Origin of the sequence: Pelagibacterium sp. 26DY04, from assembly GCF_031202305.1 — a bacterium.
GTDB lineage: Bacteria > Pseudomonadota > Alphaproteobacteria > Rhizobiales > Devosiaceae > Pelagibacterium.
Genome location: NZ_CP101731.1, coordinates 2,784,980 through 2,797,917, shown reverse-complemented (window position 1 = coordinate 2,797,917; position 12,938 = coordinate 2,784,980). Strand labels below are relative to the sequence as shown.

Annotated in this window: 8 protein-coding genes and 1 pseudogene; 2 read left to right on the top strand and 7 right to left on the bottom strand. The window is 61.6% G+C overall.

The genetic code is table 11. The features are described from left to right. Positions 1-41 precede the first annotated feature (41 nt). From NO932_RS13835 to NO932_RS13810, 7 genes and pseudogenes are all read right to left on the bottom strand, one after another. Entirely contained in the window at positions 42-515 is a 474-nt protein-coding gene (locus NO932_RS13835) for an SH3 domain-containing protein (protein WP_309207878.1), read from the bottom strand. Between the two features lie 362 nt (positions 516-877). Then, positions 878-1,381, bottom strand: a complete 504-nt coding sequence (locus tag NO932_RS13830) for a pyridoxamine 5'-phosphate oxidase family protein (protein WP_309207877.1) — start codon at positions 1,379-1,381, stop codon at positions 878-880. Positions 1,382-2,269: 888 nt separating this feature from the next. Continuing rightward, positions 2,270-2,836 carry a hypothetical protein gene (locus tag NO932_RS13825; protein WP_309207876.1) on the bottom strand — a complete coding sequence of 189 codons (567 nt, stop codon included), beginning with the start codon at positions 2,834-2,836 and terminating at the stop codon, positions 2,270-2,272. A gap of 147 nt (positions 2,837-2,983) precedes the next feature. Continuing rightward, on the bottom strand, positions 2,984-3,871 hold the full coding sequence (locus NO932_RS13820; protein ID WP_309207875.1) for a hypothetical protein: 888 nt from the start codon (positions 3,869-3,871) through the stop codon (positions 2,984-2,986). A gap of 54 nt (positions 3,872-3,925) precedes the next feature. After that, a pseudogene (locus NO932_RS19380) lies at positions 3,926-3,982 on the bottom strand (hypothetical protein); the annotation flags it as partial. Positions 3,983-5,006: 1,024 nt separating this feature from the next. Further along, the gene (uvrB, locus tag NO932_RS13815) at positions 5,007-7,502 is read right to left on the bottom strand and encodes an excinuclease ABC subunit UvrB (RefSeq protein WP_309207874.1); all 2,496 of its coding nucleotides are present in this window, start codon (positions 7,500-7,502) and stop codon (positions 5,007-5,009) included. A 96-nt stretch (positions 7,503-7,598) separates the two neighbouring features. Continuing rightward, positions 7,599-8,909 carry an MFS transporter gene (locus tag NO932_RS13810; protein ID WP_309207873.1) on the bottom strand — a complete coding sequence of 437 codons (1,311 nt, stop codon included), beginning with the start codon at positions 8,907-8,909 and terminating at the stop codon, positions 7,599-7,601. A gap of 621 nt (positions 8,910-9,530) precedes the next feature. Between NO932_RS13810 and NO932_RS13805 the strand changes: the two genes are divergently transcribed. Continuing rightward, complete coding sequence (locus tag NO932_RS13805; protein ID WP_309207872.1) at positions 9,531-11,507, top strand: methyl-accepting chemotaxis protein; 1,977 nt, start codon at positions 9,531-9,533, stop codon at positions 11,505-11,507. A gap of 133 nt (positions 11,508-11,640) precedes the next feature. Next, a complete protein-coding gene (locus NO932_RS13800) occupies positions 11,641-12,612 on the top strand; it encodes an ABC transporter substrate-binding protein (protein ID WP_309207871.1) in 972 nt (323 codons plus the stop codon). Positions 12,613-12,938: the final 326 nt, after the last annotated feature.

Below are 12,938 nucleotides of genomic sequence, written 5' to 3'. Positions count from 1 at the left end.
CGGCCGGAGCGAAAAAACGCTCCGACCGTATCGGTTTTTGCTTAACTGTCGCCGATGCAGAAATAGCCGTTGGGACCGTTGAAGCACACCTCGCTGTTGCCCGGAGGCCGGGGACGCCAATCATCGTCGTCCCAATGGGGCGGGCGCGGGTGACCCCAATGCGGAGGCCGCGGGTAGTTGCCCCAGTGCGGCGGACGGGGCGGGTTGACCCAGTGCGGGGGCTGCGGGCGCGGCGGGTTCGGACGCCAGCCGCCAGCCTCGGCGAGGTAGCGCTGAGAGGTCCAGCCATTGCCGTTCCAGCCCAGATCGAGGAAACACCAGCCGGAACGGCAGTATTCCACATCGACCACTTCACCGCGCTGGAGCACTTCGACCACGCGGAAATTGGTGCCGGGGCCGGAGCGCACGTTGACGGAGGTCGTCGCGACGGCTTCCCAGGCGAATGCGCCGGCAGACATCGCCGCGACCATCAAGGCGGCGAGGCCGCCCTTTATTGCAGTTTTTCCAAGAGCCATTTCGACTTCTCCCATCGAGTTAGCTGGCAGGTTTTCGCCTGCCTTGGGACGCATTTAACGATTTGCCACCTGAACCCACGCTGAATGAGGTGTTTATTTTGTCTCACGGGCCGCACCGTTCGCAGCATGCCGCGCCAGGACCGCGCTATACCGCGCGTTGCCCGGCCGTCGCGCATAGCGCTCCCGGCGTTCGTCGCTGTCAAAGCTCCACCGGAGCTTTAACTTCGGCTGCGCCGAACCGCTTCTCACCCTCCGACGGGGCGCGCGAAACGTCGCGCGGGGTCCTCGCTTCGCTCGTCCATTCGGACGGTTTCCACCTCATCATGCGTTTCCATAACGGTTGGTCGCCAGCATTATTCCCCTCACATCCGCGTCTTGCCGGATTCGCCCATGTCCGGGCCCTTGCCGGTGGCGGCGGCGAAGGCGAGTTTGGCCATGGCGACGGGGCCGTTGGGGCCGTCCCATAGTTCGCCGCGCGAGGGTTTTACGGTCAGGAGGCGGATGGAGGGATCGTTCTCGTCTTCCCACCAGGCCTTGGCGAAATCGTTCCAGATGTCCTTGATCTTGGCGCGGTCGTTGGTGACGGTGGCCTCGCCGGCGATCACCACGTAATTGTTGGCGCCCTTGTCCACGAAGGCGCAGGAGACTTCGGGGAACCGCGCGATCTCATCGTTCTTGTGGCCGGATTGATCGACGAGGAAATAGACGGCGTGCGCGTCGCGATCGAGGGTGGCCGCGAGCGGGCGCGAATGCTGCTCGGAGCCCGACCAGGTGGTGAGCATGCAGATGCGGATATCGCCGGCGAGCTTCCAGATCTTGTCCTCGGTCTCGGCGGGGGAGAGGCGGTCGGCGTGTTCCGTGGTCATATGTCGTCTCCGGGGTTTGGGGTTCGGGAGGGAAACGGTTGGCAGGGCAGAGCGGTTGCGTGTGGAACCACCTCCAGCGCCGTGGCCCTCACCCGCCTGCCGGCCACCCTCTCCCCGGAGGGGCGAGGGTTAAGTGTGCGGCGCGGCTGGAGACACAAGGCGCGCTGAAGCATCCGATGGCCGGGGGCCTCGGAGGGTGATTGGACGGCATGGGGCGATGAGCGCTCCGCATGGTTTTATGTATATGAAGCGGTCATCGCCCCACGCGACCGGGGTTTTTGGCTTATGGCGGCTTCTCGGGCTGGGGGTTGTTGAGAGGTTTTAGTGGGTCGGTTGGTCGAACCGAAAAAGTGGGAACCACTTTTTCTGCCAACCTCCCGGCCGCCCTCTCGCTGCCCCTCCGGGTTTCCCCGGTGCGATGTGGGAGTGATTGGAGCTTTTGGCCCCGCCCACACCTGTTATCCACATCCGGCCATCTGTCCGCTTTGGGCCTCCGCTGGGACGACTCCCATCGGACCCGATCCAACCCCGCCACACGTTCGTTGCGCATGCGTCCGGCGCGAGGTCGTGAGGAGGAGTATGGGGGAAGCGGTGAGGGCGGGGATAAGTTTTTCTCGTGCGGGTGTTTGCGGAGAGGCGGGAACTGGATTCCGGGAATGAATCCCGCAATGACAAGCTGGAGAGGGAGCAGCGCGTTGCCTCAAACACTCACTGTCATCCCGGCCTCGAGCCGGGATCCAGTAAACGGCAGCGGTGCGGCTCAATCCCAATCACTGAGTGTACTGGATCCCGGATCAAGTCCGGGATGACGCGGTGGACGGGGCGGTGTGGCAATAAGAACCGAAAACGGAGCGCATACCTCTGCTCGCGGTCATGGCGTTTGAGAGCCTAGAACCACTTCTCGTTGGGATCGGGCAGGGCTTCTTCTTTGACGATAAGTTCGAGACGATCGACGATCGCCTCGAATTGCTGGCACAGTTCGCCTTTTTCGTCATCGTATTGATTGCCGCTGGGAACGAGATAGCCCGTCCGGATGCCCATGATGATCCTGACGTTCATCATGCGCACCAGGTCATTGCGCAGTTCGGTGGTTCGACGCTCGCTTTCGGCATCGGCAACGGGCTGGTCATAGCCCATACGCTTGCCGAAGGCATCAAAGGCGTGATGGGTCTGGGCGAAGGCGATAGAGAGTTCGGAGAGAGTGACGGGGCGGTCGGTGGGAAGCTGCGGCAGGCCGCGCGCCTCGGTGGCGCGGTGCATCAAGCGCGACATCTGCGCGATGAGATCGGCGGCCATGGCGCGCGTGGCAATCGGAGCCTCATGGGCGGCGCGGGATTTGGCCTGGGCGGAGATTTCGGTTTGGAAGGCGGTGAGGCGGGCGGTTAGGGCTGCGTAGGCGGCGTGGGCCTCAACGGGTTGTGCAGGGGCGTGAGTGGATTTGCGTTGGCGGGACATGGGTTGCTCCTTGTCGACTTATGTTCCGGCACATTGAGGCGCGAACCTCCGTGTGCCGGCGCATGGATGACAGGAAAGATAAAAGGCGTTGGAGGAGTGGGGATAAGATATGATCGGCCGTCGTCTCCAGCGTGTCGAATAGTCGTTCTATGAGAGTCTAAACGCCTCCAACTTCTCTAGAAGCTCTACCATTTCTTTAGGAAACTCAACTTTTTGGAACGATGACACGATCCTATGATCAGTAAGGCTGACGCCGTACCTGTCCGAAATGACGGTCCGCACATCAGCAAGAACTTTTTTGCCGGGGACTATCTTATATCTCTGATTCATATCGAACCATTTGGTATCAAACAATTGGCTCGCCTCTTCAGCCAACGTCGCAGGATTTTTGGACGTTTTCTTAAAAAATTCCTGGCGCTTGGCTATGAACTGAGCTCGTAGTTTGTTCTGCAGCGGGTCGGTTACGTCGCGAAAAATTTCTTCTGCCGATAGATCAATATTGGTGCTTGTGCCGTAGCGTGAGTCTTTGTCCCGTATTGAGGAAAGAAGTGCGCGTTGGACCGCCGCAGGAACGAGCAAATAATTCTCGATTTCCTTGCAAGAATGGATGTGCCAGTAGCCAATATGTTTTGACAGCTCAGTTTCTACGTATGCGACTTCTTCATCGCACCAGTAGTCGCGATCAAAAATTGCTCCAATTCTTAGATCGAAGCCAAGTGCCTCTTGAAAAGAGGCTGCTAGGCCGCGGACCTTGTGCCAACCTGAGAAACCGCCAGACTCTAGTGTTGTAAATGCTGTACCGGACGCAATGGCTTGATAACCCAAGGCGCGAGCGAAGCGCCGTATCAATCGAAAATCGGTATCTCCCTCGGCAAACAGAACGCGTCTGTTCTGGGCAAGCCTAGTTAGGGTGATGTTTTGAACTGACCCGACGGAAACGAGGGCGGTCTGCACACCTTCGACATCTCTTAATCGCTCAGCATGCTTCTTGGACTTCTCGACGACGAGAATTTCCGAGGGATCGGCCTCGCTCATTATTTCTGTAGAATGCGTGGCAATAACAATATCCGGCCCGACCTCTCTGAGAATTGAAAGTAGCTTCCTTTGAACATCTGGATGAAGATAAAGCTCAGGTTCGTCAACAATAAGTATAGATGCGTCTCCAGATCAAACAATATGCGTGAGAAGCTGGAGCCAAATCTGAAACCCAAACCCGGACCAATATAACTCTCTGTCCATTCTATGCTCTTTGCAGAACATTGCCACGATGTCGTCTATTTCTTCAGGTGGGCTAATCTCCATTCCTGGCCAGATCTTTTTTCACTAGGTCCGCGAAATCATCGAACCCTTCGTTGTTCCGAAGCCAGTAATTTCGGAAATTTCGGGATGCCCTCGTGGTAAGAAGGTTCTTCCTGACGGTTTCCTCAGAAACCTTTGGCTCGCGGTGCTCTAGGGGACCTAGAACCGGCACAACTCGAACATCCAGTCCAAGCTTTTTACCTCTTGCGGATTGCGTAGATAGTGGCCGTCTCGCAGTCCAAATATGTAACAATCCCCCTCTGGGGGGAAAAACAGGGTTAAAGTCAAGTTTCCAGAGGCGCGAAACTCAACAGTTGTGGAAATATCTTCATAATTGGTATGGATGTTCTCAGATGATATTGGCAAGGCATCGTCCGGAATACGCCACCCCGGCACGTGCCCGGCTGGGCTAAGTATCGATGTAGCCTTTTTTGAGCGCATTTGGCGGAGCCCTTGGGAGAGGACACGGAATGCGCCTACGATTGTAGATTTGCCATTGTTATTCGCCCCCACCAATATGTTCATGTGGGATAGTCGAACCGAGTACGCGGCCAACGCTTTATACCCATTAAACCGCACCGACGAAAATCTGATATTATCCACGGCTTTCCCCCAATCATTCATCCGAATTTGCCGTCTGATTGAAGGCTGAGCAAGATACAGGCGCAATTGTCTGTTGATACCGCTCACAGATGGACATTGGGAAGGAAGAAGAGCGCAGCTCGCGGAGTGTCGGCGATGTTTATGCGCATACCTATAGCCTGAGTTTTTTGTTTCAGGGATAGTGGCGAAGGCACAATGAGAAAGACCCGCGGGTCAAGCCCGCGGGCGACGATCGAGAGGGAGCGAGCGGGGGCGGGCGGTGTGGGCGTTACCCCCCGGGCCCCTCCAGCGTATCCATCTCCATATCCCGCAGCTTCTTGATTTCATCGCGCAACCTTGCCGCCTGTTCGAATTCCAGATTCGTCGCTGCCTCGCGCATCTGCTGTTCGAGGTCCTTGATCACAGCGGCGAGGTTGGCGCCGACGGGGACAGTGTCCTTGCCGTCCTTGCCCGGGCGGATCTTTACCGAGACGTGGTCGCGTTCATAAACGCTGTCCACGATGTCGTTGATCCGCGCCTTGACCGATTGGGGGGTGATGCCGTGGGCCTCGTTGTAGGCCAATTGCTTTTCGCGGCGGCGGTTGGTTTCGGCCAGGGCGCGTTCCATCGAACCGGTGATGGTGTCGGCGTAGAGGATCACCTTGCCGTCGACGTTGCGGGCGGCGCGGCCGATGGTTTGGATCAGTGAGGTTTCCGAGCGCAGGAAGCCTTCCTTGTCGGCATCGAGGATGGCGACGAGGCCGCATTCGGGGATGTCGAGGCCTTCGCGCAACAGGTTGATGCCGACCAGGACGTCGAAATTGCCAAGGCGCAGATCGCGGATGATCTCGATGCGCTCGATGGTGTCGATGTCCGAATGCATGTAGCGCACGCGGATGCCCTGTTCGTGCAGATATTCGGTCAGGTCCTCGGCCATCTTCTTGGTGAGGACGGTGACCAGGGTGCGGTAGCCCTTGTCGGTGGTCTGGCGGATTTCGTCCACCACGTCGTCCACCTGGTTGGTGGCGGGGCGCACTTCGACGACGGGGTCGGTCAGCCCGGTGGGGCGGATGACCTGTTCGGCGAAGACGCCGCCGGTCTGGTCCATTTCCCAGGCGCCGGGGGTGGCCGAGACATAGACCGTCTGCGGGCGCATGGCGTTCCATTCCTCGAAGCGCAGGGGGCGGTTGTCCATGCAGGAGGGCAGGCGGAAGCCGTATTCGGCCAGCGTCGCCTTGCGGCGCAGGTCGCCGCGATACATGGCGCCGAGCTGACCGATGGTGACGTGGGATTCATCCACGAACACCAGCGCGTTGTCGGGGAGGTATTCGAAGAGCGTGGGGGGCGGCTCGCCGGGCTTGCGGCCCGAGAAGTAGCGCGAATAGTTCTCGATGCCGGCGCACGAGCCGGTGGCTTCCATCATCTCGAGATCGAACAGGGTGCGCTGTTCGAGGCGCTGGGCCTCCAGGAACCGGCCCATGCCGTTGAGTTCCTGCAGGCGGGCCTGGAGCTCCTTCTTGATCTCCTTGATGGCCGCGTTCATCGTGGTGCGGGTGGTGACGTGGTGGCTGTTGGCGAAGACGCGGACGGCGTTGAGCTCGACCGATTTCTTGCCGGTGAGGGGGTCGAACTCGACGATATGCTCGATCTCGTCGCCGAACATGGTGATGCGCCAGGCGGTGTCGTCATAGTGGGCGGGGAACACTTCGATGGTATCCCCACGCACGCGGAACGTGCCGCGCACGAAGCCCATGTCGCCGCGCTTGTATTGCAGGGCGACGAGCTCGTTGAGCAATTCGCGCTGATTGATGCGCTGGCCCTTTTCGAGCCAGATGGTCATGGTGGTGTAGTCTTCCACCGAGCCGATGCCGTAGATGCAGGACACCGAGGCGACGATGATCACGTCGTCGCGCTCGAGGATCGCGCGGGTGGCCGAGTGGCGCATCCGGTCGATCTGCTCGTTGATGGTGGATTCCTTTTCGATATAGGTGTCGGTGCGCGGGACGTAGGCCTCGGGCTGGTAGTAGTCGTAATAGGAGACGAAGTATTCGACCGCGTTGTCGGGGAAGAAGTTCTTGAACTCGCCATAGAGCTGGGCGGCCAGCGTCTTGTTGGGGGCCAGGATTAGCGCCGGGCGGCCGGTGCGGGCGATCACCTGGGCGGCGGTGAAGGTCTTGCCCGAGCCGGTGACGCCGAGCAGGACCTGGTCGGTCTCGCCGTTTTCGATGCCCTCGACAAGCTCGGCGATGGCCGTGGGCTGATCGCCGGAGGGGGTGTAGTCGGTCGCGAGGCGGAAGGGGATGCCGCCCTTGTCCTTCAGGGGACGCGCGGGGCGGTGGGGCTTCCAGGCGTTGGTGCCCTCGACCTCCTTGCGACCCTCGGCGATGATCTTTTCCAGCGCGGCGACCGTGGCCGAGACGCCCGAGGCGGTGGATTGCACCGTGGCGGGGGAGTGGAAGCCGGCCTGGGGCGCTTCGGCGAAACCGTCGAGATTGGTCGGGCGCTCGACGGAGTTGGCCTTGGATTTCGGCGCCTTGAGGCTCATGCCGGTGGCTTCGGAGCGACCTTTTTTGTCCTCGCGCCGGACGGGCTGGCCTTTGGCGGCTTTCTTCTCGGCGGCGGCAGCGTCCTCGCGGTCGAGGCGGCGCTTGTTGCGCATGCGCTCGGCATAGAGGGGCTTCGAGGCGGCGGCGTCCTCGGCCTTTTCGATTTCCTTGATGAAATCGTCGATGGAAAAGTCAGCTTTTCCGGGCCGGCCGGCGGGGGTCTTCTTTTCGGAGGTCATGGGAAAGCCATATCGTTCCGGAGTCGGTTAAGTTCAATAGCATCTCGGGAACACAATGGGAACGGGGGCTGCTGACAGGGGGAGTCAGGAGGATGGTCAGCTCAGGACGGTCTGCCGCGTTTCGGTGTCGATGAACCACGCGGTTGCGGCGCCCAGGATCAGGAAAAGGGCGAACAGGGCGATGGCGGCCGAAAAGCTCTGGGTGACAACCAGGGCCATCAGCGACGGGGCCAGGAGACCGCCGAGGCGGGCCATGGCGCTGGCGGCGCCCATGCCGGTGGCGCGGCGTTCGGTGGGATAGAGCTCGGGGGTGAAGGCATAGAGCGCGCCCCAGGTTCCCAGAAGGGCAAAGCTCATCAAAAGGATCGAGGTTCCGATCAGCCAGGCCTCGGCGGCGATCACGAACAACGAGCAGCCAAGGGCGCTGAGCAGAAGAAAGGCGATGAGGGTCGGCTTGCGGCCCCAGGCTTCGACGCCATAGGCGGCGAGCGCATAGCCGGGAAGCTGGGCGAGGGCAACGATGACGAGAAAGCCATAGCCGCGCACGAAACCGAAGCCTTCACCGGCCAGCCGGGCGGGCATCCAGGTGAAGACGCCGTAATAGGAAATCGAAACGAAGAACCAGACCAGCAGCACCGCGACAGTGCGCCGGCGCAGGGCAGGGGCAAAGATGCTGCCGGCCCTGGGCGTCGCGGGAAGGCGCAGGGCGGCTTGCGGCGGAAGCTCGGGCTTGCCGTTGGTGCGCAGAACCTTGTTCAGGACTGATTTCGCCTGATCGGCACGGCCGGTCCTTATGAGAAACATTGGGGATTCGGGCACCCACCAACGCAGGAAAATGCCGATCAGCGCCGGAAGTGCGGTAAAGGCGAAAAGCCAGCGCCAGGCGTCGGCGACGCCATTGAGGCTGATGACCCACGCCGCAAGCGCGATGGCGACGGTGCCGACGGCCCAGAAGCCTTCAAGGATCACCAGCCAGCGGCCGCGGTTTTTGGCGGGGAGGAATTCGGCCATCATGGCGTAATCGACCGGCAGCGTTCCGCCGACGGCGGCCCCGGTGAGAAAGCGCAGGACCAGAAGGACGCCGAAGGACGGGGCGAAGGCCGAGAGCAGGCCGAAAACCGCATCGCATGCGACGGTGAGGAGAAGCACGCGGCGCCGGCCGAAACGGTCGGCAAGTCGGCCGAACACGGTGGCGCCGATCAGCATGCCGAGAAAGAACACGGTGCCGGTTTGCAGCGCCTCGGGGACCGACAGGCCGAAGGTCTGCGCGATGGATGCCACCGTGAAACCTACCGCCAGAACCTGCATGGCGTCGGCCGCCCACACGAAGCCGAAGATGCCGAGCAGGCGGCGTTGATAGGCGCCCGCGCCGGCGGTGACCAATGTCGCTTCGATCGTGGTGTTCATGACAGGCCGTCCCCCTTTTCCATGATGGCTTTTATGGGAGAGGGCGTGGAGGGGCAAGGCAAACGAAAGCCCCGCCGGGGAGGGTCGGCGGGGCTTTGTCGGCTTTGGAAATGTCTTGCCGATCAGGCAAATGCGCCGGTGAAGGCCATGACCGTCACCATCATGGTGACCATGACGGCGCCCGCGGCGGTGCCGATGCTCATCTGAATAAGTGTGCGGACCATTTCAGTCTCCAGTGTTTGTCGCCTGTATTCGAGCGCTTGGCTCGAAGTCTTTGTTTTTTGACGCCCTCAAATTGGAGCGTCCTTGCTGTTGGTAACGGCCGCAGACCGGAAATGGTTTCAGCCGATGACGTATTCGTATGAGGCAAGAAAACAATTGTGCCGCTGAACGGGGGCTGAATGGGCGGTTCAGCCAGAAGCAGCAGTGAAATTATTTTAATCATTGCTCACCTACAGTCCGGCCTTGCCTGGCGCCGAAGGCATGGCGGCGCGTAGGCTGGCGGAGATTTTTCGGAGGACAGATCAGCGTCCTTTCCCCGAAGTTCGAAAGCCAAACAGGAAGTCATCGGGACGGCAGAACGCCGTCCGGCGCCTGCAACAGCGAAAAGGCTTGAACAGAATGTTTGAAAAACTAAGCGTTGCCTTCAGGGTCTATGGCGCCTTCGGGGCGTTGCTCGTTCTTCTTGCCCTTTCCGGGCTGGCGGCGATCTATGGCGTCAACCACGTCTCGGGGCTTTTCGAATCCTACAGGCTCGCCGCCCGGCAGACGCTCGAGATCAGCCAATACACGCGCGATCTGGCCGAGGCGCAGCGGTTGAGCCTGGCCTACCGGCTCAATCCCAGCGAAGGGGCGGCACAGGAGCTTCTGGCGACGATCGACGACGTCGCCACCAATCATGCCGAGGGATTGGCGCTGTTTGCCGGGGACGAGGCGGCGCTGGAGGGGATCGGTGCTGTCGAAGCGCTGGCGGTCGAGTTCAAGGCGGCGGCCGAGGCGCTGATCGCAGCGCAGCAGAGCAGCAATTTCGCGGGGCAGATCGCGGCGGCGCAGCAACTGGACGCCCTGGCGCCGGAGATGGCGACGGTTTTCGATACGCTGGCGGAGCGGGCCGCGGAGCGCCAGAACACGCTTGGGCCGAAAGCGACCCAGGATGCGGCCACCAGCATGATGGTGATCGGGATCTTGAGCGGACTGGCGGTGCTCGCCGGTGCGGCGGTGGCGTTCCTGATGGGGCGGTGGCTGTCCGGGGCGATCGCGGGGATGACCGCGCTCATGCGGCGGTTGGCCGAGGGCGATTTCAGCCTCGATATTTCGGGGGCGGATCGCGAGCACGAGCTGGGGCAGATGGCCAAGGCGCTGCAGGTGTTCCGGGCCAATGGACAGGCGATGGAAGCGGCGGAGGCCGAGCGGGCCATCAATGCGCGGACGGCGGCGGCGCGGGCGGCGATGATGGAGCGCTTCCAGGCCGCGTTCGACGAAGTGATCGCGGCGTGCGTGGCCGGGGATTTCACCAAGCGCATCACCGAGACCTTCGGGGACGAGGATATCGACCGGGTCGCGGCCAATTTCAATGCGATGCTCGATACGGTCAATGCCGGGCTCGGGGAAGCGGGGCAGGTGCTTTCGGCGCTGGCGCGGACCGATCTGACCCAGCGCATGCAAGGGCAATATCGCGGCGCCTTCGCGGCGCTGCGTGACGATACCAATGCGGTGGCCGAAAAGCTCTCCGAGATCGTGGGCAAGCTCAGGACCACCTCGCGCGCGCTCAAGACGGCGACGGGCGAGATCCTGGCGGGCGCCAACGATCTGTCCGAACGCACGACGCGGCAGGCGGCGGCCATCGAGGAAACCTCGGCGGCGATCGAGCAGTTGACCTCGACGGTGAGCGGTAATGCGCAGAAGGCCGAGATCGCCTTTGACAAGAGCCAGTCGGCGGCCAATCTCGCCAATGAAGGCGGCGTGGTGATGGAAAAGGCGACGAGCGCCATGGAGCGCATCACCACCTCTTCGGCCAAGATTTCCAACATCATCGGCATGATCGACGACATCGCCTTCCAGACCAATCTGCTGGCCCTCAACGCTTCGGTGGAAGCGGCGCGGGCCGGGGAGGCGGGCAAGGGCTTTGCCGTGGTGGCCATCGAAGTGCGGCGCCTTGCCCAAAGCGCGGCGCAGGCTTCATCGGAGGTCAAGGCCCTGATCGAACAGAGCACGACCGAGGTGGGTGGCGGCTCGAAACTGGTGGCGGAAGCCGCGGCAAAGCTGGGTGACATCCTTGCGGCCGTCAGGGAAAACAGCGTCTTGATGCAGGGGATTTCCGAAGCCAATCGCGAGCAGACCACGGCGATCGGGGAAGTGCGGACCGCCATCCAGCAGATGGATGAAATGACCCAGCACAATGCGGCGCTGGTGGAGGAAACCAACGCCGCGATCGAGCAGACCGAAGCGCAGGCGGGGGAACTCGACGGGATCGTCGAAATCTTCACCATCGGTGGAGAGACGACAGCCGTGGCCGAGCCTGCCAAGCCGCAACGGACGGCGCGGACCTACCTCTCGCAGGGCAATGCGGCGCTCAAGGACGACTGGTCCGAGTTCTGATCGAGGACTAACAGATTGTCGGAAGGCCCGTGCGAGAGCGCGGGCCTTTTCTTTGGCCTCTTGCGCGCCGAGCGTCGAATAAATTATGACTTTAGTATTCATGTTTGTGTTGCCGGCAAGAGGAGTTTTGGCAATGTCTATCGGTGCCCATGCCATGCTGGTCCTGGCGATGGCGGTGACCGCAGCCGGACCGGTGCTGGCGCAGGACTTTCCCGTCACCATTGCGCATGCCTATGGGGAGACGACAATCACCGAGAAGCCCGAGCGGGTGGCGACATGGTCCTGGGGCAATACCGACGCGGTGCTGGCGCTGGGGGTAAAGCCGGTGGCGATGCCATTCATCTCTTACGGGGGTGGGGACAATGGCATCCATCCCTGGGCGGAAGAGGTGCTCGAGGAGATGGGCGGGGAGTTGCCCGCCATCCTGGCGGAAAACGACGAGCCGCCCTATGAACAGATCCTGGCCGCTGCCCCGGACGTGATCATCGCGGCCCATTCAGGGATTACCGAGGAGCAATATGAACGGCTGAGCGCCATTGCGCCGACCGTCGCGTTTCCCGAAGTGGCCTGGAGCACGCCCTGGCAGGAGGTGACACAGATGACCGGGGCGGCGCTCGGGCTGGCCGAGGAAGCCGAAGCGCTGATTGCCGAAACCGAGCAGTTCGTGGCCGATGCCGTGGCGGCCCAGCCGGGGCTGGCGGGCACCACCTTCATCGCCCTCAACGATTTCGATGGATCGCTGGCGATCTATGCGGAACTGGATTCACGGGTGAAATTTCTCACCGATCTCGGGCTGGTCTATGCGCCCAGCCTCGAGGCGTTGGAGCCGGACGACGGGAGCTTCTATTTTTCGGTGAGCTACGAGAACGCCGACGCGCTGGTCTCGGACATCCTGGTCTCCTACTATGAGAACGAGGCCGATTCCGATGCCTTCTTTTCGGCGCCCTATATAGCGCGCCTGCCCCAGACCCAGGCCGGAGCCTATGCGTCGATCGTGGGGATAGAAGAGGTGGCGGCGGTGTCCCCGCCCTCGGCGCTCTCGCTGCGTTGGGGAATCGAGGATTATGTCGCCCAGTTGGCGGCGGCCGCCGCCAACGCGCAATAGCTGGATAAGGGGCCGTAAGGCCCCTTTTTAGTCAGGCGGCCAGGGCGCCGGTGACGAACAGGACCATGGTGAAAAGCCCGCACAGGACGGCGCCGGTGGCGGCGGCAACGGTCATGGAGACAAACTTCTGCGTCGTCAGCTTGTAAGACATGGCACATCCCTCATTCGAGCGGATTTCGCGGGCCGCTCCAATCATAGCTCTATAGTGCCCCCAAACCGGCGTGTGCGCCTGTCGCCAAACATTGCGCACAACGCCGGCGGCATTGCTGCCGCTTGCCGGCGAAAAACGCTTCAGGAACCGCGCCCTCGACCGACTGGAACCGAGT